Source organism: Pyxidicoccus sp. M6 (assembly GCF_055568925.1).
The window spans coordinates 3,490,368-3,513,868 of sequence record NZ_CM145714.1 but is presented as its reverse complement, the minus strand read 5'-3'; the positions used below and the strand labels follow the sequence as shown (position 1 = coordinate 3,513,868).

Genomic DNA, 23,501 nt, shown 5'->3' with positions numbered 1-23,501 from the left:
CATCGCCCTTCAGCAGCCATCGGATGGCATCATACCGGCCTTGTCCTTCCCCTGGCCTGCCTGCCTCCCAGGGGTCCACGGCCCCGCGCTTGGGACTTCGCGTCCGGATTCAGCCCGGCCACCTGGCGCGCGATTGCCTCCGCGAAGGTCTTGTCCAGGGGTGCGTGCTCGAAGAGCAGCCGGTACCAGAGCGCGCCGAAGACCTGGTCGATGACCAGCTCCCGGTCCACCGTGGAGGGCAGCTCACCTCGCGCGGCGGCGCGCTCCAGCAGCAGGCACAACACCTGCCGGCGTCGCTCCAGGAACTGGCTCCGGAACTGCTCCAGGAACTCCGGGTGGATTTGGCTCTCCACCACCAGCGCCTTGAGGATGGGCCCGGTGGGCTTGTCGCCGCCCAGCACCTCGAAGCTGCGCCGCAGCAGCGCGGCGATGTCCGACTCCAGCGCGCCCGTGTCGGGCTCGGGAATGCGCTCGGAGGACTCGTCCGCGAGCGCGTCCAGCACCAGCGCCCCCTTCGAGGACCACCAGCGATAGATGGTCTGCTTCCCCACCTTCGCGCGCGCCGCCACCTTGTCGAAGGTGAGCGCCGCGTAGCCGTCGCTGCGCAGCAACTCCAGCACCGCCTCCTGCACCGCGAGCCGCGAGGCCTCGCTCCGCTTCCTTCCCGTGTGGGGACGGGGAGTCGTTTCCATTGCCCCGACCCTAATCCGCCCGCACCGGCTTGACGAGACGAAGCGTCTCGAAAAGGAGTCAGCCATGGCTGGACGAGTCGCAGTGGTGGGCGGCAGCTCGGGCATCGGCGAGGCCATCGCCGGGCGGCTGAGCATCGAGCAGTCGCGCGCCACCCTGCCCGCGCGCCGCATTGGCAAGCCGGAGGACGTGGCCGCCGCGGTGGAGCTGCTCGTGAGCAACACCTTCATGACGGGCACCGTGCTGGAGGTCGACGGCGGCGCTCGGCTGGTCTGAGCAGAGGCCGGGGCGTCTATGCTCCCGGCACCGTGTCTCGCGCCGAGCGGAGCCTGAGCCGGGACGTGGCACAGCCACCTGCGCGTCGCACCTTCCGCCGCCGGTCGGCGGGAACCGGGCCCTCACCTTCAGGGTGCGCCGCGCACCAGGGACGTCGGCGTGACGCCGAGGACGCGCTTCATCCACCGCGCCATGTGACTCTGGTGCGAGAAGCCCGCTTCGAGCGCCACCTGGCTCGGAGCCAGGTCCCGCTTCAGCAGCAGCGCCCGAGCCCGCTCCACGCGGCGCTGGATGACGTACTGGTGCACCGGCACACCCATGGACCGCCGGAACTGCGTCTTCAGTTGGGACGCGCTCACCTCCACCACCCGGGCGAGCCGGGGCAGCGTGAGGTTCTGGTCCAGGTGCTCCTCGATGTAGTCCGTCAGCCGCCGCAACTGCAGGGATGACAACCCGCTCCGGCGCTCACCCGGAATCGCGTAGTGGCCAAGCAGATGGACGGCCAGGGCCAACCCCAGGCTGTCGGTATAGAGGCGCCCGTTGGGCTGGCCGGCCCGGCGCTCCGCTTCGAGCGCCCAGGTCACGTGCTCGATGCGCGAGTCCCGGAACTGGTGCCGGGGCTCCAGCCCCGTCCGGTCCGGGTCCTTCCCCAGGTCCTCCGCGGCGAGGCGCAGGAACGCCTGCGGAAGCTCGACGACGATGGACGTGGCCGGCTCCTCTTCCACCCAGGTACCGGAGAAGCCCGCGGGCAGCAACGTGAGGTCGCCTCGCGTGTAGCGATGCGTGGAGGTACACGACATGCGGGCGGGCGGCCCGGCGTGGACGGAGAGCCGGTGATGATTCAGGGGCGGAAGCTCCACGACGCCCGCCGCGTCCGTGAGGCGCTCCACGCGAAGCCCGCCCATCGTCTGTGTCCGTGCATTCATCCCGTGTGCTCCCGAGCCCGTATATGCGGCCGGGCCCGGGCCGTTTCATGGCGAACCGCCAGCGCACGTGTCCGAACGTGTTCCGCATGTGTCCATCCGTGCGCGCTTCCAAGAGGGAGGACTGGAGAGAGTGCCGCCCCACAAGGGAGGCACACACATGAAGGCCATTGTGTTCGATGAAATCGGCTCGCCCCTGGAGGTGCTTCGGCTCCGGGACATTCCCATCCCGGAGGCCGGGCCCAACGAGGTGCTCGTGAAGATGCTCGCGGCGAGCATCAACCCGGGCGACTTCCTCTACATCCAGAGTCTCTATCCGGAGCCCAAGAAGCCCGCGCTACCGGGGCAGATTGCCGGCAACCACGGCGCGGGAGTCATTGCGAAGGTGGGGCCGGGCGTCTCGCTGGAGCCCGGGACGCTCGTGGCCTTCAGCCACCTGGACACCTGGGCCGAGTACGCAGTCGTCCCCGCGGAGCGGCTGATGCCACTGCCCGCCGGCTACCCGCTGGAGAAGGCCGCGCAATTCTTCAACCTCATCACCGCGCGAGACATGCTGGAGGAGTCCCAGGTGCAGCCGGGCCAATGGCTCGCGCTCACCGCCGGCAACTCGGCGGTGGCGACGATGGTGCTGCAACTGGCCCGGGCCCGGAAGGTGAACGTCCTCTCCATCGTGAGGAAGAAGCAGGAGCACCTGGACCTGCGCGCCCTGGGTGCCACCGCCGTCCTCGAGCTCGCGGCGCATCCGGATGACGTGGACAAGCGAGTCCTGGAGCTCACGGGCGGACAGGGCGTCAGCGCCATCATCGACGCCGTGGGAGGACGGCTCCTCGAACAGCTCCTGAAGAGCACGGCCTTCCGCGCGCGCGTCGTCGTCTACGGCCTCTACAGCCCGGAACGCTTCAGCCTCCACAACTACGACCTGCTGCTGAAGGAGCTCCGCATCAGCGCGCACGTGTACCGCTACTTCTTCGACCCGCCGAAGCCCGGGGACACGCCCATGCTCCGGGAGCTGGCGGCGCTCACCGCGCCCCCGGAGTTCAAGGTCCCCTTCCGCGCCATGCACCCGCTGGAGGACTTCAAGGCCGCCATCGAGGAGAGCGTCCTGCGCCCGGAGAGCGGCAAGCGCTTCTTCCGCATGACACCGTAGCGCCGGAGGACGCCGCGCTACCGGCGCTCGCTGTCGAGGTGGCGCATCTGCTCCGCCCCGTAGCGGTCGCCGGAAATCCTCACCAGCGACTCCAGCGCGGCCATGTCCTCCTTCGACAGTGGCCGGCCCAGGGCGCCCATCGAGTCGTCGAGCTGCGCGCGCGTCTTCACGCCCACCACGGGCACGAGGGCCGGCTGCTTCGCGAGCACCCAGGCCAGCGTGAGCTGGCCCGTCGTCATCCGCCGCTCCTGGGCGAAGCGCTGGAGTGAGGCCACCACGTCCTCGTTCTTCGCGCCATCGGCGCCGGTGAAGCGCGGCAGGTGCGCGCGGTAGTCCCCCTGCCCTGTCGGCTTGCTGCCTGTCAGCAGCCCGCGCGAGAAGACGCCGTAGAGCGTGGCGCTGATGCCCAGCTCCTTCAGCGCGGGGAAGATGGAGGCCTCGGGCGCGCGGCTCGCCAGCGAGTACTCAATCTGGAGGTCCACGATGGGGTGCACCTTGTGCGCGCGGCGGAGGGTCTCCACGCCCACCTCGGACAGGCCGATGTGCCGCACGTAGCCCGCCTTCACCAGGTCGGCGATGGCGCCGATGGTCTCCTCGATGGGGACGTTGGGGTCCAGCCGCGCGGGGCGGTAGATGTCGATGACCTCCACGCCCAGCCGCTTGAGGCTGTAGGCCGCGAAGTTCTTCACCGCGGCCGGGCGCGTGTCCATGCCGCCCCAGCTGTTGTCCGGCCCCCGCAGCGCACCGAACTTCACGGAGAGCTGGACGCGCTCCCGCCGTCCGGCAATCGCGCGCCCGACGAGCATCTCGTTGTGGCCCATCCCGTAGAAGTCGCCGGTGTCGATGAGCGTGACACCCTGGTCGATGGCGGACTGGATGGTGCGGATGCTCTCCGCGTCATCCGTCGCGCCGTAGATGCCCGACATGCCCATGCAGCCCAGGCCGATGGGGAATACCTCGGGGCCCGTGTTGCCGAGCTTCACCGTGCGCTGCGCCTGCTTCGTGTCTTGCGTGCCCATGTGCCGTCCCTCCGTGTGCGAAGGGAGATTCATCACTCGCCTCGATGAAATCCATTTAATAGGATGTATCTGAAACATGAACGACATCTATGGGAGGAACCTGGACCTCAACCTCCTCCGAGTCTTCGTCGTGGTGGCGGAGGCGGGCAGCGTCACGGCGGCGGCGGACCGCCTCTACCTCACGCAGCCGGCGGTGAGCGCGGCGCTGCGGCGGCTCGCCACCGCGGTGGGGGCGCCGCTCTTCGTGCGCGCGGGCCGGGGGCTGGCCCTCACCACGCGAGGCGAGCGCCTGCTCGCTTCCGCGCGGCCGCACCTGGGGGCCCTCGTGGAGGCCGCGCTGTCACCGGCGACGTTCGACCCGAAGACGAGCGAGCGGACGGTGCGCCTCGGCATGTCGGACGCGAGCGAGGGCTGGCTCCTGGCGCCGCTGCTTCGCGTCCTCGCCACGGAGGCGCCGCGCATGAAGTTGGTGGTGCTGCCCGTGCAGTTTCGCACCGTCGCCGACGCGCTCACGACCTCGGCGGTGGACCTCGCGGTGACGGTGGCGGATGAAATGCCCGCGGGCGTCCGGCGCCTCGCGCTCTTCACCAAGGGCTTCGTGTGCCTCTACGACCCGCGCCACGTCCGCTTCGGCAAGCAGCTCACGAAGGAGCGCTACCTGGAGCACGAGCACGTCATCGTCTCGTACAACGGAGACCTGCGCGGCATCATCGAGGACCTGTTCGGCGTCCAGCGCAAGGTGCGGGTGTCGGTGCCCACGTTCCAGAGCATCGGGGCGCTGGTCGAGGGCAGCAGCCTGATTGCCACGGTGCCGGCCATGGTGGCGCAGGACATCCTCTCGCTGCGCCCGCGACTCAAGACGACGGAGGTGCCCTTCCGCCTGACCGGCGCCGGCACGCCCATGGAGCTGCTGTGGCGGAGCGCGGTGGAGGACGACGAGGCCATCCGCTTCATCCGCGAGCGCGTGGTGGAGGTGACGAAGCGCCTCCTGGAGGACGACTGAGCGCCGTGCGCGGCCCTCACTCACCCATGTTGCAGTGGCTGGACCTGCGGCCCTCGTAGAAGGGCTTCGTCGGGCGGACCACCACCAGCCCCGCGGCCCCGAGGCCCACCGCGCCCGCCTCGGAGGCATTGTCATAGGTGCAGTTGTAGTGCGTTCCGTACTCGCAGCGGACCTTCCAGCGCAGCCCCTTCAGTCCGGGAGACACCTCCCCGGGCCCCACCTCGGCCGTACACATCTGCACGGTGTCCGCATCGTGAGCGCGCTGCATGGCGGCGACCTTTTCGACACGCATCGGGCTGGTGCCGCTCTGCTGGGTGCTCGCCACGAAGAGGAGCCCCGAGTACTCCGTCACGCCCACCTGCCACGCGGAGAGCGTGAGTGTCGGTCCTGACGGCGCGCCCTGGGTCGCCGAGGCGACGAGCTCCCCCACCCGCGGACACTGGCCATGCCACGACTTCGGCACGCGCACCTTGCGGGAGTAGGCCCCCGGCATGAAGCCCCGCAGCGCCTTCAGTCGCGCCTCCGCTTCATCGGGCTGACAGACGCCGAGCGCGACGACGTGGAAGCCGGGCTTGAGGCCCTCCACCGTGCCGCTATCGAGGAGCCGGGGAAACCCCTCGGCGAAGCTGAGCAGCTCCGGCCTGGTGCCCTGCCAATCGGGCTTCGTGAGGGGGCCGAACTTCCAGCCCTCCAGCAGGGGCCGGGCCTCGCCGGGGCTGGTCGCGCCTCCGCCCAGGAGCAGCACCAGCTCGATGTTGTCTCCGCTGCTGCCCGCGGGCTTGAAGTAGTCGAGGAGCGCCTCGACGAGCTCCGGCTGCTTCTCCTCCCGCGCCCGGTCAATCAGGGAGCGCTTGTAGAAGGAATCGAGCAATGTGGGGTTGGCGCCGGCGGCGATGAGCAGCCGGACGGCGGGCACGTTGTTCCGGTAGGCGGCGGTGGTCAGCAGCGCGTCCCGGTCCTTCTGCGTCAGCCCCGCCTCGTCGCCCCGCGCGAGCCACTCGCCCAGGAAGGCCGGGGGCGGCCGGTTCTGCTCCAGCACGTAGTTGAAGATGGCCTTGCTCCAGGGCTTCACGTCCGCACCACGCGAGACGAGGAGCGCGACGTTCTTCTCCGCGAGCTCGCCCCTCACGGAGGCGCTGAGCATGGAGCTGTCCCAGGCGGACTTCATGTTCGCGGTGCAACCATGGTCGAGCAGCCACGCGAGGATGTCCGTGGCGGCGTAGAACACGCAGTGCTTGTCATTGACCCGCGCGCCGGCCGCGAGCAACTGCTCGAGGACCTCGATGAGGCGCGCCCCCGAGCCGCTCGGAAATCGGTCCAGCGCCTCCTGGGCCAGCGCGGCTCGCTCCGCCTCGGGCACCCGGGCCAGGGAGAGCGCGAGCGTCTCGGGCTGAGCGTGGTACGCCGAGTCCTTCACGGCATCCTTCAGCGGGCCTCCAGCATCGAGGAGCAGGATGAGCGTCTTTGTCCAGCCACCGAACGCCGCGCGACCAATCGCGCCGCCCGTTGGCTTCGCGCCGGCGTCGAGGAACACCTTCACCGTCGAGGCCGCCTCATCATCGGTCGGCACGAACTCGCCCCCGGACACCCACGGACGCTTGGGGCTCATGAGCAGCGCCATCCAAGTCCTGCCGATGCGCTTGTCTGGCGGCAGCGTCCGACGCGCATGCTCGAGGATGACGCCCAGCGTGGCGTTGAGCGCGGGACGCGAGCGCTGCAGCGAGAGCGCATCCATGATGCCCCATGAGCGCTCATCGTCCGCCGGCTTCGCCTCGAGAGAAGCGCCCTTCTCCAGGAGGAGCTTCACCACCGCGTCGTGGCCATTCATCGCCGCGCAGCCGAGCGGATTCACCGGGATGGTCAGGGTCGGATGGGCTTCGTACGCGTCGATGGCGCCGAGCACCTCCGGCTGCGCGAGCAACCGGGTCACCTCGTCCATGCGTCCCTCGCACGCCGCGCGCTGGAGCGCCTCATGAGCGAAGGAGGGAGAAGTGACGAGGAGCAGGACGAGGAGGAACGAGCGGGACATGCGTGCACGCGAGGATACCCGGACGCTCCCCTCTCCGGGCCTGGGTCCGGCACGCCTCGCGTGACACCTCGCCCGGAGTGGTAGCCTGCGCCGCGTGGCGCACGCACCCTACGAGGACGAGCAGGAGGGCGAGGACCCCACGGTCTCCCTCATGCGGGCCCGGTCCAGCCCGACGCGGCTGAAGCTGCTGGTGTTGTCGGGACCGCAGGTGGGACAGAGCCACCTGCTGTCACCCGGCGCATACCGCCTGGGCAAGTCCGCCGAGTGCGACATCGTCGTCAACGACAAGGCCGTCTCGCGCCAGCACCTGCGCCTGGATGTTTCAGAGGGCGGCGTGAAGGCCACCGACCTGGACTCGCACAACGGCTCCTACTGCGAGGGCATGCGCTTCACCGAGCTGGAGGTGCGCCCGGGCGCCATCCTCCGGCTGGGCTCCACCGAGATGAAGCTCGTCCCGGAGTCCTCGCGTGAGCGCGTGATTCCGCCCTCGGAGAGCACCCGCTTCGGCGGGCTCGTGGGCAGCAGCCGGCGGATGCGCGAGGTCTTCACCCTGCTGGAGCGGCTGGCGCCCGGCGGCGCGGACGTGCTCATCCAGGGCGAGACGGGCACCGGCAAGGAGCTCTGCGCGGAGGCCATCCACGCGCAGGGTCCGCGCGCGAAGGGGCCCTTCGTCATCGTGGACCTCGCCGGAATCGCCCCCTCGCTCATCGAGTCCGAGCTCTTCGGTCACGTGAAGGGCGCCTTCACCGGCGCGCAGGCGGACCGCGCGGGCGCCTTCGAGCGCGCCGCCGGGGGCACCGTCTTCCTCGACGAGGTGGGCGAATTGCCGATGGAAGTGCAGCCGCGCCTCTTGCGCGCGCTGGAGCGGCGGCAGGTGAAGCGCGTGGGCGCCAATGACTACCGGGCGCTGGACGTGCGGGTGCTGGCCGCCACGCACGTGGACCTGGAGAAGGCGGTGCAGGAGGGCCGCTTCCGCGCGGACCTGTTCCACCGGCTCGCGGTGCTGCGCGTGACGCTGCCTCCGCTGCGCGAGCGCCCCGAGGACGTGCCGCTGCTCATCGACACGGTGCTGGAGCGGCTCGGCCGTCCCTCCAGCGCGCTGTCGGATGCGACGCGCGCATTGCTCCTCCAGTACCCGTGGCCGGGCAACGTGCGCGAGTTGCGCAACGTGGTGGAGCAGGTGGTGAACCTCGGCGAGGAAGCCCTGCCGGACATGGCGGCAGCGCCCGCGCCTGCTGGCGAGCCACGCATCGCCTCGTTGGATTTACCCTTCAAGGAAGCCAAGGAGAGGCTCATCGAGGGCTTCGAGCGCGACTACCTGCGCGGCCTCATCGAGCGCTGCGGAGGAAACATCTCCCGCGCCGCGCGAGAGGCCGGCATCGCCCGCCTCTACCTGCGCAAGCTGCTCCACAAGCACGGGCTCTCCGCCCGTGACACCGACGAGTGACGCAGGCGTCCACCCTCACCGCCGTTGCGGCTTCTTCACCCGCGCGGGTGGCTCGGGAGCCGCCTCCTCCTTCGGAAGCGAGTCGAGCCACGCCTTCACCTCCTCCGCCTGCGCGGAGCGGCCGGACGCGGTGAAGTGCTCCTGCGCGCGTGTGGCCTCGGCCCGGGCCTCCTCGGCCTGCCCCTCCTTCCAGAGTGCATGTGCGAGCGCGAAGCCCGACTCACCCAACGAATCCTCCTGCGCCCCGGCGAAGGACACGGCCCGCCGCAGCGGCTCCAACGCTTCGCGTGTCCGCCCCAGCCCCAGCAGTGCCTGACCCACGCCGTCGTACGAGTACTGGAGGTCGTCGTCCCCTTCCTCCAACTGCTTGCGCTTCACGGCGAGCGCCTCCTCGTACACCTTCAGCGCCTCGTCGTAGCGCTTCAGCGCGAGCAGGCTCATGCCCTGCTCATCCAGCGCCTCGGCCACGGCCAGGTGCTCGTTGCCGAGCAGCTTGCGCTGGATGTCCACCAGCACCCGCGCATGCTCCAACGCTCCGGAAAAGTCCTTCAGCTCACGCAGCACCATGGACAGAGCCAGGTGCCTGCGAGCCACGTCCGCGTGCAGCGGCCCCACGGCCGCTTCCGTCTGCCGGAGGGCCTCCTCCAGCACCGGCTTCGCCTCGGCGGCGGCGCCCAACTCCAGCAGCGTTCGCCCCAGCGTGAAGGCCACGCGCGCCCGCTTGGGATGTCCCGGCGGCAGCGCCTTCGAGAGCCGCTCGGCTGCCTTCTCCAGGAGGGCACGCGCCTCCTCGGGCTCCTCACGCATGAGCGCGAGATTTGCCTCGTTCACCCACAAATCCCCCTCCAACACCGCGTCCCCGCCAACCCGCTGAAGCGTCGCCTCGCCGAGCTGCGCCCAGCGCGAGGCGTTCTCGAAGCGCTTCCGCTCGCCCTCGACGTAGAGGAGCTTGTTGAGCGCGGACACCTTCAGCCGGTCGGCGCGTCCCGCCTCGGCGTCGAACACGGCGCGCTCCAGCAGCCCCGCGCCCTGCTCCTTCTCGCCCAGCACCGCCTGCAGCCAGCCCAGGTGGAAGCGCACCTCCGCCATCAGCGGCAGGTAGCCCGTGGCCAGTACCTTCGGTTCCAGCGCGCGCGCCTGCTCCCGCGCGGGCGCATAGCGGCTCATGTCCAGCAGCGCCTTCACCTCGGAGACCTGGCCCTCCAGCCGCTCCAGCTCCGCGCGCCGCGCCGGGTCCGCCGGCCGGGGCTGCTGTCCGGACAGCGCCTCCACGTCCGCGCAGTCCCCCGGCGAAGGCAGCGCGTACACGGCGTCCAGCGACTTCTCCACGCCCGCCTTGTCCGCGCCCGCCAGCGCCTCCACCAGCGCGCGCAAATCCTTGTGCCGCCGCTCCAGGCACACCACGCGCTGGGACAGCAGCGCCTCCGTCTGCACCTGCCGCACCCGCGTGTCCTCGCACGCCTGGGTGTGCTGCCGCGCCCACGCGCCCGCGTACGCATCCAGCGCGTCGCCCACGCGCCGGGCCAGCTCGCCCGCCACCGGGCTGCCCGTGGCCGCGAAGGCCGCGGTCACGCGCTGCCGCGCCGCCGGGCCCCACGTGTCCGCCAACAACCCCTCCGCCCCCGCGCACACCCGCGAGCTCCACCACGTGCCCGCGCACACCACTCCCAACACACCGGCCATCGCCACGCCGAGTCCCAGCCGCCTGCGCCGTTGCGACAGCCGATGCTCCTGCGACAGCGCCTCCAGCAGCGCGTCCATGGAGGCGAAGCGCTCCTCCGGCGCCAGCGCCAGTCCGCGCATCACCGCGCGCCGCACCCAGGCAGGCACCTTCACATCGCGAGGGGGCTCCTGGATGGGAGACGCGGGCTTCGGCGTCCCGGGCCGCTCCAGTGACACCGTCTGCCCCGGCGCTTCCGGGGCCTTGGGCTTCATCGCCTCGGCGGCTCGCGAGAGCTGGTCCGGGTCGAAGGGACGTTGGCCATACAGGGCCCGGTACAGCGCCGCGCAGAAGCTGAACTGGTCGCTGCGCGCGTCCACCACGTCGCCCCGGAACTGCTCCGGCGACATGAAGGCCGGCGTGCCCATCACCACGCCGGACATCGTGAGGGGCTCCGACATCGGCCGGGCGAGGCCCAGCTCCGCTCCGGGGACGACGTCCTCCGGAGTCGTGTCCCCCACCGCGCGGGCGAGGCCGAAGTCGGTGACGAAGACGCGCCCGTCGCGCCCCACCAGCACGTTGGCGGGCTTGAAGTCGCGGTGCACCAGCCCCGCCGCGTGCGCGGCCATCAGCCCCCGGCCCGCGGCGAGGTACTTCTCCAGCACCTCGCGCCAGGAGCGCGGCTGGGCCTGCTGCCAGTCGCGCAGCGTGCCCCCGTCCACCAGCTCCATGGCCACGTAGACCTGGCCGTCCCAGAGGGCCGCCTCGAAGACGGGGATGACGTTGGGATGGGAGATGCGGGCCATGGCCTGCGCCTCGCGCAAGAGCCGCACGTGCCCGGCCTCCAGGTCCGCGCCCTCGCCCGTCACGCGCAAGAGCTTGAGTGCCACCTTCCGGTCCAGGTCCGGGTCATGGGCCGCGTACACCACGCCCATGCCTCCCTGCCCCAGCACCTTCAGCGGGATGAAGCGCCCCACCTGCTCGGCGTTTCGCCGCTGAGGCAAGGAAGACCCTCTCGGTGTGGGCGTGGGCGCCGTGCGCGGACCCGTACGAGGTGGAGGAGCCGCGGCAACCGCCTGTATCGACTGCGTCTGCGTGTGCTCCGGCGCCACGACTGGAGCCGAACCCCAATCATCCCTGTCCTGCATGACCGCAGTGTACCCGCAGGTGTCCGCCGGGAACGAAGCCCGGGGCTATCGACTTTATTCGGGAAACGATAAAAGTCCTGGAAGGACAATCCCCCCGGCGCACCCCCAGCGCCCTCTACCGGAGGCGACCGTCAGCGTGAAGCTCTCCCCCCACCTGATCCCCCTCTCGACGTCGTTGCGAGTCCGCTCCCTGGAGCGCACGCCTCACGTCCCCGCCCAGTCGAAGCCGTTCGAGGCGGGCAGGACGTCGGCGTACCACCGGGACACCTTCGAGCGGACCTCCGCCCCCCGCCGTGATTTGCCCGCCCTGAGCGTGCCTCCGGCGCGGCTGGCGAACCCGTCCGGCCCTCAGTTCGTCAACGAGGCGGCCGAGGCGCAGGCGAAGCAGCAGTGGCGCGGTGACGACTCCGCCGTCGCGCAGACCACGGACACCGACTGCGGTGAGGCGAGCCTCACGCAGTTGAACAAGGCGAAGGGCTCGGCGGAGCCCTCCTCCGTGGACAAGAAGCGCGACGAGGTCCGCGCCTCCGAGGCCTCGGCCCGCCGCGCGGTGGGAGACCGGTTCGACGTGAATCTCGTCGACGGCGCCCGCCCCGAGGAGATGGGGGCCACGCTCGGCTCCATGGGCGTCGAAGTCACACGCGGGCTGACGAACTACGACCCCACGGCCATCAGCGACGCGCTGAAGGCGGGCCAGTTCGGCATGGCCATGGTGGACTCGCAGACGCTCGCCAACGCCGCGCTCCCGCCCGAGCAGCGGAAGGAAGGCACGGGCGCCCTGCACTGGGTGACCATCGACGGTTACAACAAGGGCGAGTTGAGCCACGACCCGATGGACGACAAGCTCCGGGTGAAGGACCCCGTCAACGGCTCGTACTGGGTGGACGCGAAGGACCTCCTCGAGGCCATGGACGTGGCCCGCATCCAGCACAAGAACAACGGCGGCATGCTGCTGCTCCAGAACCGGCCGGACGTGACGACGGACGCGCAGCGCGAGGCCCTCGTCCGGAGCAACGCGGAGCAGACGGAGAGCCTCGGCAAGGGCAGCGGCATCGGCAGCAAGCGGCTCAGCGCCAGCGAGTCCAGCTAGGACGCGCGGGTGGTCACAGCCGTGACCGGGTGGTAGCCGCGGTGACCAGGGTGATTGCGCCTCGCGACTGAGGCGCCTCGCGGAATCCCTCGGGAGGACATGGTTCGGGACGCGCGCGGGGCATGGCACGCGCCGTGCTCTACCCGGGCGGGTCAGTCACCTGCCCCCCCGAGGAAATCCCGCCATGAGCCCGCCCCCGCTCTCCCGCGCTTCCGTCTCCCTCCCGGCCACACCCACGGATGACGCGAGCACCCTGGGCACCAGCGACACGCACCTCGACGTCCACCTGAAGAACGTCGTCTGAGCGCTCATCGCCTGAGCGCTCAATTGCAGTAGTACTCCGGCGCCAGCTCGAGGACGCGCTGCTCCGCCCTGGTCGAGAGCGCGCGCATGCGGGAGAGGAAGAGCGGGGCCTTCATCCCCATGCCGATGAAGCCGTAGACGTACGAGCGCTCCTGGGCGTCGTGGATTTCCTTCCGCTCGGCCTCGGTGAAGGGCCGCTCCGCGACCTTCTCGAAGGTCCGCAGGTCCAACTGGAGCTGCGCGTTCAGTGTGGCGCGCAGCGCCTGGAGCAGCTCGGCGTACTCCGTCATCGCCGCGTCCACCGTGTCGGGAGCCTCGGCGATGATTTTCTGCGCCTCCAGGAAGTCGAGCCGCGTGTGCTGCGCCTCCTCCAGCCAGTGGTGCTTGAGGATGTTGCGGAACAGCGGGTCCAATGACTCACGCTCGTTGTCGCGCATCGTCTCCACGTAGTGCTGCTGCGTCATCAGCTCCATGTGGAGGTTGAAGAAGAGCACGCCCAGGTTCGACTTGGACATGATGGCCTTCGCCACCGCGACCTGGTTGTCGAGCAGCGCCGGGGGCACCTTGAAGCCACGGGCAAAGACATCGGTGTAGCGCGAGAAGAGCTGCTGGTGCTTCAGCTCCTCCTCGCTGAAGCGCAGGAGCGCGCGCATGTGCGTGGGATTGCCATGCAGTTCCAGGCCTGCGCGCTGCGCCGCCAACGCCACGGCGTACTCCTCCAGGACGAGGAAGAGGTGGGCGTAGCTGTTGGAGCGAATCTGGTTGAGCATCAGCTTCTCGCCCGCGCTCAGGCAGGTGATGCCCTCCGTGTTCGTCAGCGCATCCGAGAGGAAGCGCCGGGTGAAATCCAGGGCGGTGTCCTTCGGCAGCAGGTCGTCAATCCTCCAGGCCACGCGTTCCGAGGCCTGGATACAGGACTGATACTCGTGGTCTTGATTGAGCATCCTGAAAGCAGACGTCCGCTCGTGTCTACACGTCAAGACACCCGGACCTGCACCCGGGCGCGATTGACCCGAGAGCACGAAATCCATTAGGGCGCGATGAATCACGCGATACGGCGCGACGCCGTGGCGGCGGCCTCCGCGCACGCCCCGAGCCTTTGTCGACTTCGTGGACCTGTTGCCAATCCATTGGCATCCGGCCGCACCGGGCCGGAGTGTTGCGTTAGTCTCCGGCCACATCGAACCAGGGAGAACCATGAAGCTCGCATCGCTCTTTCCAGCGCCCCCGTCGAAGACGGCCAGCATCGGGCTGCTGCTACTGCGCCTCGTCGTGGGGCTCGCGTTCATGATGCACGGGTGGGGCAAGATTCAGGACCCGTTCAACTGGATGGGTCCGCAGGCGCCGACGCCCGGCTTCCTCCAGGCGCTGGCCGCCCTCTCGGAGTTCGGCGGAGGCCTGGCGTGGATTCTCGGCGCGCTGGTGCCGCTCGCGTCGCTCGGCATCTTCTGCACCATGGCCTTCGCCACGTTCTTCCACGCCGTGGTGCGCGGAGACCCGTTCGTCAGCAAGGGCGGCGGCAGCAGCTATGAGCTGGCGCTCGTGTACCTCGTCATCGCCGTGGTGATGCTCACCGTCGGGCCGGGGCAGTTCTCGGTGGACGCGTGGCTGCGCAAGCGGCTCGCGAGAAGCTGAAGCACGCATGAAACGGGGCCGGTCTCCTCGCGCGAGGGAGCCGGCCCCGAGTCACTTCATCGTTCCGCCGTGTCTCAAGACATGCCGGCCGGCGTGTGCAGCGAGGCCGCCGGGGACGGGGAGGCCTGCGGCCCCAGGGCGGAGCGCTGCAGCCAGCCCGCGAGCCCCAGCAGCACGAGCCCCGAGGTGCGCAGCGTACGCAGCAACTCGACGGCGTGCGCCGAGTCCCCGGGGAGCAGCGGCGCCAGCCAGGTGCGCGCGTCGTAGAAGAGCCACATGGCGCCGGACGCGCCCATGGCCCACCACACCCAGGCCAGCTTCCCGCCGCGCAGCATGTACGCGACGCCGAGGATGGGGGCGATGAGGCCGATGGTCAGCATGTCCGCCAGCGTGGAGGCGATGGCGATGACGGCGGACAGGCTCGCGCCGCCGCCCACACCCACGTCCCTCACCCCGGTGACGAGCGAGGGCAGGCCCACCGCCAGCGCGGCGAGGGCCGTCACCGCCCGAAGTGTCTTGGAGCGCGGGCCGGAGGGCGGCTGCAGGCCGGACTGACGGTACGTCAGGGACAGCAGGATGAGGCCATACGCGTTGCACACGTTGGCCAGCACCACGACGGCCATCCGGTACGGCAGCAGCGGCGAGTCGGTGAAGGGCACATCCGGCACCGCGTGCAGCCAGTAGCTGCGCAGCGCGGTGCTGACCAGCGACAGCGTGGCCCCGGCGGCGATACCGCCCCAGACCTTGCGCAGGTAGTCCCCGCGGTCGAACGAGCCCGCCGCCAACCACGTGCCGGCGACGGCCAGGAGGCCGCTGCCCCAGCCCGCGAGGTCGTGCACCACTTGAAGCGAATGGGGCGCATCCAGCGCGCTGGTGGCTGCGAAGAGGTGGGCGAGCTGGAGGACGACGGCGCCCGCGAACCACGGCGCCACGCTTCCGGAGGAACGGCCGGACGGTTGCGCGCTCATCGCGGCTTCTCCAGGGCCAGCGACGCGGACACCTCGGTGAGGATGACCTTCGTGTGCAGCGCGCCGATGAAGGTATTGAGCATGGGTTTGAGGCCTTCGAGCAGCTGCGGAAGGTCCGCGAGGGTGAGCTGCTCGGGAGGACGTTTGAGGGCGCGAAGGGAGGCCGTCTGGATGGCCATCTTCGCCGTGAAGCCGCCAAGCAGCGGCTCGAGGTGACGCACGAGGACGTCGTGCCAGCCCGATGGGGAGCTGTGGGATGACAAGGGAGGAGTCACGCAACCTCCATCAGTGGGGGACCTCCAGCGTAGGGTCCTCTCAAGCGGCAGACGAGCGTTGTAATGCAACCGAAATACAAAATTCACCGGATTGCGCTGGATATCCAGAGAGTGCGGGGAGTGAAACCCGGAACTCCGCCTTTCTCTCCGGCAATTCGCGCATGGAGCGTTCCTCCAGCGCGCTCCTGATGGGGCCCGCGCACCGGCTGCCCGCCTGCCGGGTACCCGCGGGGGCCCATGCCCCGGATGCCTGATGGCCCAGACCTTGAGGGCTCCGCTCCCGCCTGCTTCCTCCCACACGGGTTGAGTCCCTACACTCCGCGCCGCCTTGCCCCCGTTCGCTCCCCGGTCACCTCGCTCGCACAGCCGGTGTTGGACCGCCCTCGCGGCGCTCCTCCTGCTCGCCTCGTGCGGGGAGTCCTCGCGCCCACAGCAGGCGCTGGCCTACGCAGGCTCCGGCACCATCAGCGACACCGTCCTTCCCACGCTGAGCCGCGGCTTCGTGGAGTCCGGAGGCGTGCCGGTGGACGCGCGCTTCTACGTGGGCTCCAGCGCGGGGATACGCCTGGTGCTGGAGGGCAAGGCGGACCTGGCCGGGCTGGCGCGCGCGCCGAAGAGCACGGAGAAGGCCCGCAACCCGTACTACGTCATCTTCGCCTACGACGCGCTCGCGGTGCTCGTCCACCCGGACAACCCGGTGAGGGGCCTGACACGCGCGCAGGTGAAGGCCCTCTTCACCGGCGAGGTGAAGAACTGGCGCGAGGTGGGCGGGCATGACGGGCCGGTGGAGCGCGTCACGGTGGAGCTCACCGGCGGCTCCGGCACCGTGGACTTCTTCCGCGAGTCGGTGATGGAGGGCGCGGGCTTCGGCCCCGGCCGCGTCATCGCCCACCCGGCGGACGTGCTGCGCTACGTGGCCGAGCACCGCGACGCGGTGACGTTCCTCTCCCTCTCACAGGGGGCGGAGGGCGCGCACCGGCTCGCGGTGGACGGGGTGGAGGCCACGCCCGCCACGGTGCGCACCGCGGACTATCCCCTCTCGCGCCCGCTGGTGCTCGCTACCCGGGGCGTGCCCGAGGGCGCGCTTCAGTCCTTCCTCGACTACGTCATGTCCCCGCCCGGCCAGGCGCTGGTGGCCAGGACTTTCGTCCCCGTTCGCGCGGACCGCTGAGCCCTCCATGATGTCGCTGCTGCGCCGCCTCACCGTCCGCCTCAAGCTGATGTTCCTCACCGTCATCATCCTGGCCGCCTTCGTGGCGAGCCACGCGGTGCAGGCCTCCACGCTGGAGCGCTTCCGGGTGGGCGGCCCGGTGTACGCGGCGCTGGCGAGCCACTCCCGCACCTACGACACCGTGCAGGCGCTGCTCAGCGAGCTGAACGCGGCGCGCGCCGTCCTCCACCTCCTGCTGCTGCCCACCTCGGCGGACCGGGACAAGCAGCTCCAGGGGCAATGGGAAGAAGTGGCCGCGGGCGTGGACGCGCGCTTCACCGAGGCGCTCTCCGCGACGGACGCGCCCGACGCGCGGCTGTACCTGGAGGACGCGCGCGGCACCTGGAGCGGCTACGCGAAGGCGCTGCGCGAGCAGGTCTTCGCCGTCTCGCACGAGCAGCGGGTGACCACCGTCGCCACCTTCGTGGATGGCGCTCCCGGCCGACGCTACGCGCGGATGACGGAGCAGCTCGAGGCGGCGGCCAACAGCCTGCGCCTGCGCCGCAGCGAGCTGGAGCGCTCGGTGGAGGCCACCATCGCGCGCACGCGTCAGGCGCTCCTGGGGGCGGGGCTCCTGCTCGGGCTGCTCCTCTGGGGCGTCAGCGTCGGGGTGCGCCGCACCATCACCCGCCCGCTGCAGGCGCTGGTGGCCGCCGCGCGGCAGGTGGACGGCGGTGACTTGTCCGCCCGCTTCGCCACCGACGCGCAGGACGAGCTGGGGCAACTGTCGCGCGTGCTCGGCCACACCGTGGCCCAACTGCGCGAGCTGCTGGTGTCGGTGCAGCAGGCCGGCCTGGAGACGGCCGAGGCGGTGGAGCGACTGGCCGCCGCCGCCGAGGAGCAGAACCGCAGCGTCAGCCGGCAGGCGGGCGCGGTGGCCCAGGCGAGCGCCCAGGCGCAGGAGATTCGCCAGACGTCGGACCTGGCCGCGCATCAGGCCTCCGAGGTCCTCCGCTCCGCCGAGACCGCGGACGCGGTGGGCCGCTCCGGCATGGAGGCGCTGGCCGGCAGCTTCAAGGGCATCCAGGACATCCACGCCCAGTTCGACCGCATGAGCGGCTGCGTGGAGGACCTCGCCCGGCGCAGCGCGCGTGTGTCCGCCGTCACCGACGCGGTGCGGGAGCTCGCCAGGCAGAGCGACATGCTGGCCATCAACGCCGCCATCGAAGCCACCCGCGCGGGCGAGAAGGGCCTGGGCTTCAAGGTGGTGGCCACGGAGATTCGCTCGCTCGCGGACCGCTCGGTGCGCGCCACCGCCGAGGTGCGCGAGCAACTGGAGGCCACCACCGAGGCGGTGCGCGCCGCGGTGGAGATTACCGAGCAGGGACGCACCCACGTGACGCAGGGCCTGGGCCAGGTGCGCACCGGCGAGACGCGCCTGGAGGAGCTCACCCGCATCCTCCAGGAGTCCAGCAGCGGAATGCGCCGCATCGCCACTGCGGTGGAGCAGCAGCACCAGGGCGTGAGCCAGATTTTCTCCGCCGTCCGCGAGCTCTCCTCCACCACCCACGAGGCGGTGAATGCCGTGGACGCCATGCGCCAGTCCGCCGAGCAGCTCCGCAGCGTCACCCGCCGCCTCACCGGCGCCCTGTCCGGCTTCCGCCTCTAGCGCCTCGCCCAGGACTGTTCGGGAATCGCTGTTTTCTCATTTTAGGAGACAAAGAGAGGCTTGGCCGGCAATCCTGGGAATGGAGTTTCCCCCTCACTCCATTCCAAGGAGCCGTTGCATGCGCTCGCTGTTGCGGTCGACGTTGACGACGTTGCTGGTGGGAGTCGCGCTGGCGCAAGGCGCCGCGTTCGCGGAGCCGTCCCAGGAGTCCCTCCGCGCCACCGAGCCCGAGCGCACGGGCGGAGTGAGTTGGACGGAGGACCTCGCCACGGGTGAGGGCTCCAGCGACCTCGTCCACACGCGGGACGGACTGCTCTACGAGCCCAACGCCGTCATGCGCCGCCGCGAGGGCCTGCTGCGCCTCACCGGCCTCTACACCTTCCCTGCGCGCACGCTGGCCCAGCCCGTGGACACCGTCCGCCCGGTGCTCGGCGCCAAGGCCTTCCTGGGCATGAATGTCGAAGTGGACGTCCGCGTGCGCTTTGGCAACGGCGCCTGGAGCGAGTGGAGCACGTCCACCGCGGGCGAGGCCGTGCGCCTGCCCCGCGCCGGCACGGAAGTCCAGGTGCGGCTCGCCCTCGTCGCGGACGAGCAGGGCCGGGGCCCCGTGGTGCACGACGTGAGGCTGGAGGGCACGCTGGCGGGCGGCACCTCCCAGGCGGAGCTCACGACACTGGCCCCGCTGACGTACCGCATCTACGCCACGCGCGAGGGCCTGGTGGGCGGCACCACCGCCAACGGCCACGTCATCAAGAGCTATGACCGCTTCGTCGCCCTGCCCTCGCGCCGGGCGCTCGCGTCCAACGGCGGCTCCGAGTACCAGGTGAAGGTCTGCTACTCGAAGACGGCGAAGTGCACCACGACGTCCGTCTGGGACGTGGGGCCCTGGAACACGAAGGACGACTACTGGAATGCCTCCAGCGTCCGCGAGATGTGGAAGGACCTGCCGCAGGGCAAGCCCGAGGCGCAGGCCGCGTACCAGGACGGCTACAACGGCGGGCTGGACCAGTTCGGCCGCCGCCCCGCCAACCCCGCGGGCATCGACATCGCGGACGGCTCGTTCTGGACGGACCTGGGGATGAGCAACAACGACTGGGTGGACGTCACGTACCTGTGGACGTCGGGCGGAGGCACCACCACGGCGCTCGTCATCGACAGCAACAACGCCAACAACGACACCACGAAGGGCTACATCCAGCTGTCGTCCAACTGGATTGCCGGCACCAGCGCCGGCTACTACGGCAGCGGCTACTACTACGCCTCCACGCAGGCCATCAGCGACCCGGCCGTGTTCTATTTCTACCTGCCGGCCGCCGCCTCCAAGACGATTGATGCGTGGTGGGTGGCGGGCACCAACCGCTCCACGACGGCGCCCTTCATCATCACCAACGCCTCGGGCACCAACCTGGCCACCGTGTCCGTCAACCAGCAGGTCAACGGCGGCCAGTGGAACACGCTCGGCACGTGGAGCTTCCCGGCGGGCTGGAACAAGGTGCAGGTCAGCCGCTGGACGACGACGGGCTCCGTCGTCATCGCCGACGCCATCCGCGTCCGGTAGCGGGAGCCACGGCGGGGAGCGCGGCGAAGAATGCCGCGCTCCTCCCGCCAGACGGCGGACTTCAGGCGCTGGGCGCGCGGCCCGCGCGGCGGGCGGCGAGCTTCGCCTTCACGTACTCGATGATGCCGGGCAACAGCGACACGAACACCACGAGGATGATGACCTTCTCGATGTGCTTGTCGATGTTGGGGATGATGTTGCCGAGCACGTAGCCCGTGAAGGACATGGACAGAATCCACGCCGCGCCGCCCACGATGTTGTACGTGGCGAAGCGGCGGTAGGACATGTTCGCGGCGCCGGCCACCACGGGCACGAAGGTGCGCACCAGCGGCATGAAGCGGGCGATGATGATGGCCTTGCCGCCGTGCTTCTCGTAGAACTCGTGCGCCTTCTGGAGGTACTCGGGCTTGAAGATGCGCGACTCCGGCTTGTTGAAGAGCGCCGCGCCGCCCCGCTTGCCAATCTGGTAGCTCACCGCGTCGCCGATGATGGCCGCGGGAATGAGCAGCACATTGAGCAGCCAGATGTTGAGGTCCCCCTTCGCCGCGTACAGGCCCGCGGTGACGAGCAGGGAGTCTCCCGGCAGGAAGAAGATGAGCGCGCCCGTCTCCAGGAAGATGATGAGGAAGAGGCCTGGATAGCCGGCCCACTCGATGAGGGGGCCGGGGTCGCGGATGAGGTGGAGGAGCTTCTGGAGCAATTCCATCATGGGCTGACTGCCTATCAGCAACAGGCCCCCTTCCACGAGGGCGTTGCGTACGCCTGTCAGCCCGAACCCTTTTCAGGCGGGGGCCTCCAGACCCCAGGCCCCCTCCCCTGCCCTCCTGCCTACACTCCGCTGGCCGCCACGCCCGGGCGCACCCGGGCCCGGGCTTCCCGTGCGTCCCAGGCCCACAGCAGGCCCCACTGGAGGGCCACGGTGGCGAGGAACACCAGCGGCCACAGGTGCGTATAGGGCAGGCGCAGCGAGTAGATGCCCAGGAAGTAGACGTAGAACTGGAGCAGGAAGGCGAAGAGGGAGTGCCGCCCCATCAGCCCCGCCCAGCGCATGTAGGGCAGCAGCCAGCCGCGCTGCTCGGCGCGCATCATCAACCCCAGCCCGGACAGCACGGCCCCGCCGTAGAGGGCGAGGTACGTGGGGCCGGGCGGGTACTTCTGCGCGTAGGAGGTGAGCTCGGACAGCGCCTCGGCCGCGCCCCCCATCAGGTGCAGGCCGCCCATGCGCCGCAGCCAGAAGTGGACGAGCGACAGCAGCACTCCGGCGGTGCCCATCCCCACGCCCACCCACTGGAAGCGCCGCGCCACGCGCACCACGTCCGCGCGGCCCCACGTCCCCAGCCACTCACCGAAGAGGCTGCCGACGAGGTAGAAGCCCAGCCACGGAACCGCCGGGAAGCTGGAGACGAGCACGGAGAGGTGCTGCTGGCCGATGAGCGCCTCCTTGAGCGTCTCCAGCACCACGGAATCCGGCCACCACCCGAGGCTCAGCCCCCAGCTCCCGATGAACAGCGCCGCGCCCAGCAGCGCGCGCGCCCGGCCTCCGAGCCGCGTCACCAGGGACGGCCCCACCAGCAGCGCCAGGCCGATGGTGTCCGTCACCGGCAGCACGCGCAGCAGGTACCAGGGCTCACCCGCCCAGAAGCGACAGGTGGGCACGATGAGGACGTGCCCCACCGTGAGCAGGAAGAGCCCGCGGCGCTGGAGCTTGCGCGCGACGGTGCCGAAGCGCCCGGGGTTGCGCGCGTACAGCAGCCCGAGCATCAACCCGCTGATGAGCATGAAGCCCGGCGAGGCCATCCGCGTGAGGAGGTTCAGCCGCTCCCGCAGCCGCTCCGCGTCGCCTCCCAGGCGGTAGAGATATCCATCCGCGAAGTGCGAGAGGAACACGAGCAGCATCACCGTTCCGCGCATCGCATCCACCGAGAGCAACCGACTGCCCGCGCTCCGCGTCACCACGGGCGCGACATCCGACGTCGCATCGAGACTCATGTGCTTGTCCCCCTCCGCGGTAGACCCACGCGGTAATGTGCTTCCCCTCGCGCGCGGCATCGTAGGGTGCATCACTGACCAATGCGAGACAATGCAGCGGGAGTCCCTGAAAGCATTCACAAGCCCCGCGTCAGACTTGTGTGCGTGGAATGCTTTTCATCCCAATGATTTTCAGACCTCTCCTGTCTGGCCACGCTTCCCCACTCTTCCCCGAGAGGGAATCCGTCAGAGGCGACAGGGCACCGCGCGGTGAATCCGACCCTGGACCGCGGGTCGGGTTGTGCGCCCGCGTCGGCTAGAGTCCCCGGGCGACGCACGTTTCGTGCGCCGACAGGAGGAGCCTTTCGTGGCCCCCATCCGCTGTGCCGTGGGACTGCTGCTGCTCCTGGCGTCGGGCTTCGCGCGGGCGCAGCCCCTGCCGTCCCTGCCCTATCGCCATGAGTCGTGCTCGGAGAACGGACGCGTCTGCCTCATCATCGAGCAGTCGGACACGGAGACCGCGACGCTCACCCTCCGCACCACGGCGACCTCCGAGCTGACGGTGACGCTCGACGCGGAGGTGGAGAACGTGGAGCTGTCGACGCCGCTGCCCGTCACCGCCGTCTTCGAGGGCTCGCAGACGAAGACGCTCGTGCGGCTGCGGCGCGCGAAGCGGGGCGTGGCCTGGCGGTACAACAACGTCCACTACAACTGGAACTGGGGCACCGCGCGGGCGCGGCACGACGACTCCGTCCTCTACCTGCTCCCCTTCGAGCCCAACCGCTCCGCCCGCGTGATTCAGGGCTATGACGGTGCCTTCAGTCACACCGGGGCCATGCGCTACGCGGTGGACTTCGACCTGCCGGAGGGCTCGATGGTGCGCGCCGCCCGCGAGGGCGTCGTGGTGGATGCCATCCACACCTTCAAGACGGCGGGTACCGACAAGAGCTACCGCGAGAAGGACAAGGCGAACCGGGTGCTCGTGCGCCACGCTGACGGGACGTACGGCTACTACGGGCACCTCAAGCCGGGCGGCGTCTTCGTCCGGGAGGGCCAGTCCGTCACCGCCGGGCAGCCGCTGGGCATCTCCGGCAACACCGGCTACTCGCGCGGCCCCCACCTGCACTTCGAGGTGCGCACGGCGGTGGACGGCAAACAATGGCAGACATTCCCCGTCCGCTTCACCACCCAGCAGGGCCGGGGCCTCACGCTGGAGCAGGACAAGGCCTACTCCGCCTCGCGCTGAGCCGGGTGGCTCTCGGGTGCCGTCAGCAGCAGCACCCTCCGCCTCCGCCGCTCTGGCGCCGCTCGTTGAAGACGCACGCGCGGCGCGTGGTCGTCAGCAGCAGCGCCCGCCTCCACCCCGGTAGCGGGCCTGGAGCCGCTCGTCGAAGAAGCGGGCGTAGCTCATCACCTCGCGGTCCGGGTGATGCCGGCGCATGTGCTCGACATAGGTGTCGTAGTCGGGCACGCCAATCATCAACCGGGCCGTCTGCACCGCGCGGCGCCAGGCGCGGGACAACCACGTCCATGCGGGCGCCAT

General features: G+C 70.2%; 21 protein-coding genes. 10 read left to right on the top strand and 11 right to left on the bottom strand.

The features are described 5' to 3' along the window. Positions 1-29 precede the first annotated feature (29 nt). Complete coding sequence (locus tag ACVTJA_RS14645) at positions 30-692, bottom strand: TetR/AcrR family transcriptional regulator (protein ID WP_465836984.1); 663 nt, start codon at positions 690-692, stop codon at positions 30-32. A gap of 64 nt (positions 693-756) precedes the next feature. Between ACVTJA_RS14645 and ACVTJA_RS14640 the strand changes: the two genes are divergently transcribed. Then, entirely contained in the window at positions 757-966 is a 210-nt protein-coding gene (locus ACVTJA_RS14640; protein ID WP_465836983.1) for an SDR family oxidoreductase, read from the top strand. 128 nt (positions 967-1,094) lie between these two features. On the opposite strand, the gene ACVTJA_RS14635 is transcribed toward ACVTJA_RS14640, so the two are convergent. Next, positions 1,095-1,892 (bottom strand): helix-turn-helix domain-containing protein, encoded by a 798-nt coding sequence (locus tag ACVTJA_RS14635; RefSeq protein ID WP_465836982.1) that lies wholly within the window; start codon positions 1,890-1,892, stop codon positions 1,095-1,097. A gap of 157 nt (positions 1,893-2,049) precedes the next feature. Here ACVTJA_RS14635 and ACVTJA_RS14630 point away from each other — a divergent pair, with 157 nt between their 5' ends. Then, positions 2,050-3,036 (top strand): quinone oxidoreductase family protein, encoded by a 987-nt coding sequence (locus ACVTJA_RS14630; RefSeq protein ID WP_465836981.1) that lies wholly within the window; start codon positions 2,050-2,052, stop codon positions 3,034-3,036. Positions 3,037-3,053: 17 nt separating this feature from the next. Here the strand turns inward: ACVTJA_RS14630 and ACVTJA_RS14625 are convergent, their stop codons facing one another. Next, a complete protein-coding gene (locus ACVTJA_RS14625) occupies positions 3,054-4,055 on the bottom strand; it encodes an aldo/keto reductase (protein ID WP_465836980.1) in 1,002 nt (333 codons plus the stop codon). Positions 4,056-4,131: 76 nt separating this feature from the next. Between ACVTJA_RS14625 and ACVTJA_RS14620 the strand changes: the two genes are divergently transcribed. Continuing rightward, entirely contained in the window at positions 4,132-5,058 is a 927-nt protein-coding gene (locus ACVTJA_RS14620; RefSeq protein ID WP_465836979.1) for a LysR family transcriptional regulator, read from the top strand. A gap of 16 nt (positions 5,059-5,074) precedes the next feature. Here ACVTJA_RS14620 and ACVTJA_RS14615 read toward each other — a convergent pair whose 3' ends face one another. Then, the gene (locus tag ACVTJA_RS14615; RefSeq protein WP_465836978.1) at positions 5,075-7,087 is read right to left on the bottom strand and encodes an ankyrin repeat domain-containing protein; all 2,013 of its coding nucleotides are present in this window, start codon (positions 7,085-7,087) and stop codon (positions 5,075-5,077) included. 151 nt (positions 7,088-7,238) lie between these two features. Here ACVTJA_RS14615 and ACVTJA_RS14610 point away from each other — a divergent pair, with 151 nt between their 5' ends. Then, positions 7,239-8,534 (top strand): sigma 54-interacting transcriptional regulator, encoded by a 1,296-nt coding sequence (locus tag ACVTJA_RS14610; RefSeq protein WP_465840389.1) that lies wholly within the window; start codon positions 7,239-7,241, stop codon positions 8,532-8,534. Positions 8,535-8,549: 15 nt separating this feature from the next. Here ACVTJA_RS14610 and ACVTJA_RS14605 read toward each other — a convergent pair whose 3' ends face one another. Beyond that, complete coding sequence (locus ACVTJA_RS14605; RefSeq protein WP_465836977.1) at positions 8,550-11,342, bottom strand: serine/threonine-protein kinase; 2,793 nt, start codon at positions 11,340-11,342, stop codon at positions 8,550-8,552. Between the two features lie 136 nt (positions 11,343-11,478). Between ACVTJA_RS14605 and ACVTJA_RS14600 the strand changes: the two genes are divergently transcribed. Further along, on the top strand, positions 11,479-12,432 hold the full coding sequence (locus ACVTJA_RS14600; RefSeq protein ID WP_465836976.1) for a hypothetical protein: 954 nt from the start codon (positions 11,479-11,481) through the stop codon (positions 12,430-12,432). Between the two features lie 323 nt (positions 12,433-12,755). On the opposite strand, the gene ACVTJA_RS14595 is transcribed toward ACVTJA_RS14600, so the two are convergent. Then, on the bottom strand, positions 12,756-13,679 hold the full coding sequence (locus tag ACVTJA_RS14595) for a diiron oxygenase (RefSeq protein WP_465836975.1): 924 nt from the start codon (positions 13,677-13,679) through the stop codon (positions 12,756-12,758). A gap of 253 nt (positions 13,680-13,932) precedes the next feature. Here ACVTJA_RS14595 and ACVTJA_RS14590 point away from each other — a divergent pair, with 253 nt between their 5' ends. Next, positions 13,933-14,370 carry a DoxX family protein gene (locus tag ACVTJA_RS14590; RefSeq protein ID WP_465836974.1) on the top strand — a complete coding sequence of 146 codons (438 nt, stop codon included), beginning with the start codon at positions 13,933-13,935 and terminating at the stop codon, positions 14,368-14,370. A 74-nt stretch (positions 14,371-14,444) separates the two neighbouring features. Here ACVTJA_RS14590 and ACVTJA_RS14585 read toward each other — a convergent pair whose 3' ends face one another. Together ACVTJA_RS14585 and ACVTJA_RS14580 are read right to left on the bottom strand one after the other, a co-directional pair. Next, a complete protein-coding gene (locus ACVTJA_RS14585) occupies positions 14,445-15,338 on the bottom strand; it encodes a hypothetical protein (protein WP_465836973.1) in 894 nt (297 codons plus the stop codon). Next, the gene (locus tag ACVTJA_RS14580) at positions 15,335-15,559 is read right to left on the bottom strand and encodes a hypothetical protein (protein ID WP_465836972.1); all 225 of its coding nucleotides are present in this window, start codon (positions 15,557-15,559) and stop codon (positions 15,335-15,337) included. The genes ACVTJA_RS14585 and ACVTJA_RS14580 overlap by 4 nt, the downstream gene beginning before the upstream one ends. 382 nt (positions 15,560-15,941) lie before the next feature. On the opposite strand from ACVTJA_RS14580, the gene ACVTJA_RS14575 reads away from it, so the two are divergent. From ACVTJA_RS14575 to ACVTJA_RS14565, 3 genes are all read left to right on the top strand, one after another. Then, the gene (locus ACVTJA_RS14575; protein ID WP_465836971.1) at positions 15,942-16,784 is read left to right on the top strand and encodes a phosphate ABC transporter substrate-binding protein; all 843 of its coding nucleotides are present in this window, start codon (positions 15,942-15,944) and stop codon (positions 16,782-16,784) included. A 7-nt stretch (positions 16,785-16,791) separates the two neighbouring features. Further along, positions 16,792-18,432 (top strand): methyl-accepting chemotaxis protein, encoded by a 1,641-nt coding sequence (locus tag ACVTJA_RS14570; protein WP_465836970.1) that lies wholly within the window; start codon positions 16,792-16,794, stop codon positions 18,430-18,432. A gap of 118 nt (positions 18,433-18,550) precedes the next feature. Next, positions 18,551-19,990 (top strand): golvesin C-terminal-like domain-containing protein, encoded by a 1,440-nt coding sequence (locus ACVTJA_RS14565; protein WP_465836969.1) that lies wholly within the window; start codon positions 18,551-18,553, stop codon positions 19,988-19,990. 61 nt (positions 19,991-20,051) lie between these two features. Here the strand turns inward: ACVTJA_RS14565 and ACVTJA_RS14560 are convergent, their stop codons facing one another. After that, on the bottom strand, positions 20,052-20,699 hold the full coding sequence (locus ACVTJA_RS14560; RefSeq protein ID WP_465836968.1) for a VTT domain-containing protein: 648 nt from the start codon (positions 20,697-20,699) through the stop codon (positions 20,052-20,054). A 119-nt stretch (positions 20,700-20,818) separates the two neighbouring features. After that, positions 20,819-21,979, bottom strand: coding sequence for a heparan-alpha-glucosaminide N-acetyltransferase domain-containing protein (locus tag ACVTJA_RS14555; protein ID WP_465836967.1), 1,161 nt, complete (start codon positions 21,977-21,979; stop codon positions 20,819-20,821). 346 nt (positions 21,980-22,325) lie between these two features. On the opposite strand from ACVTJA_RS14555, the gene ACVTJA_RS14550 reads away from it, so the two are divergent. Further along, on the top strand, positions 22,326-23,204 hold the full coding sequence (locus tag ACVTJA_RS14550) for a M23 family metallopeptidase (RefSeq protein WP_465836966.1): 879 nt from the start codon (positions 22,326-22,328) through the stop codon (positions 23,202-23,204). 93 nt (positions 23,205-23,297) lie between these two features. Here ACVTJA_RS14550 and ACVTJA_RS14545 read toward each other — a convergent pair whose 3' ends face one another. After that, the gene (locus tag ACVTJA_RS14545) at positions 23,298-23,501 is read right to left on the bottom strand and encodes a YbdD/YjiX family protein (RefSeq protein WP_465836965.1); all 204 of its coding nucleotides are present in this window, start codon (positions 23,499-23,501) and stop codon (positions 23,298-23,300) included.

Excerpts from the sequence above, each read along its gene's own strand:
- ACVTJA_RS14645 (WP_465836984.1), bottom strand. The coding sequence starts at position 692 with ATGGAAACGACTCCCCGTCCCCACACGGGAAGGAAGCGGAGCGAGGCC.
- ACVTJA_RS14640 (WP_465836983.1), top strand. The coding sequence starts at position 757 with ATGGCTGGACGAGTCGCAGTGGTGGGCGGCAGCTCGGGCATCGGCGAG.
- ACVTJA_RS14635 (WP_465836982.1), bottom strand. The coding sequence starts at position 1,892 with ATGAATGCACGGACACAGACGATGGGCGGGCTTCGCGTGGAGCGCCTC.
- ACVTJA_RS14630 (WP_465836981.1), top strand. The coding sequence starts at position 2,050 with ATGAAGGCCATTGTGTTCGATGAAATCGGCTCGCCCCTGGAGGTGCTT.
- ACVTJA_RS14625 (WP_465836980.1), bottom strand. The coding sequence starts at position 4,055 with ATGGGCACGCAAGACACGAAGCAGGCGCAGCGCACGGTGAAGCTCGGC.
- ACVTJA_RS14620 (WP_465836979.1), top strand. The coding sequence starts at position 4,132 with ATGAACGACATCTATGGGAGGAACCTGGACCTCAACCTCCTCCGAGTC.
- ACVTJA_RS14615 (WP_465836978.1), bottom strand. The coding sequence starts at position 7,087 with ATGTCCCGCTCGTTCCTCCTCGTCCTGCTCCTCGTCACTTCTCCCTCC.
- ACVTJA_RS14610 (WP_465840389.1), top strand. The coding sequence starts at position 7,239 with ATGCGGGCCCGGTCCAGCCCGACGCGGCTGAAGCTGCTGGTGTTGTCG.
- ACVTJA_RS14605 (WP_465836977.1), bottom strand. The coding sequence starts at position 11,342 with ATGCAGGACAGGGATGATTGGGGTTCGGCTCCAGTCGTGGCGCCGGAG.
- ACVTJA_RS14595 (WP_465836975.1), bottom strand. The coding sequence starts at position 13,679 with ATGCTCAATCAAGACCACGAGTATCAGTCCTGTATCCAGGCCTCGGAA.
- ACVTJA_RS14590 (WP_465836974.1), top strand. The coding sequence starts at position 13,933 with ATGAAGCTCGCATCGCTCTTTCCAGCGCCCCCGTCGAAGACGGCCAGC.
- ACVTJA_RS14585 (WP_465836973.1), bottom strand. The coding sequence starts at position 15,338 with ATGAGCGCGCAACCGTCCGGCCGTTCCTCCGGAAGCGTGGCGCCGTGG.
- ACVTJA_RS14570 (WP_465836970.1), top strand. The coding sequence starts at position 16,792 with ATGATGTCGCTGCTGCGCCGCCTCACCGTCCGCCTCAAGCTGATGTTC.
- ACVTJA_RS14565 (WP_465836969.1), top strand. The coding sequence starts at position 18,551 with ATGCGCTCGCTGTTGCGGTCGACGTTGACGACGTTGCTGGTGGGAGTC.
- ACVTJA_RS14560 (WP_465836968.1), bottom strand. The coding sequence starts at position 20,699 with ATGATGGAATTGCTCCAGAAGCTCCTCCACCTCATCCGCGACCCCGGC.
- ACVTJA_RS14555 (WP_465836967.1), bottom strand. The coding sequence starts at position 21,979 with ATGAGTCTCGATGCGACGTCGGATGTCGCGCCCGTGGTGACGCGGAGC.
- ACVTJA_RS14545 (WP_465836965.1), bottom strand. The coding sequence starts at position 23,501 with ATGGCGCCCGCATGGACGTGGTTGTCCCGCGCCTGGCGCCGCGCGGTG.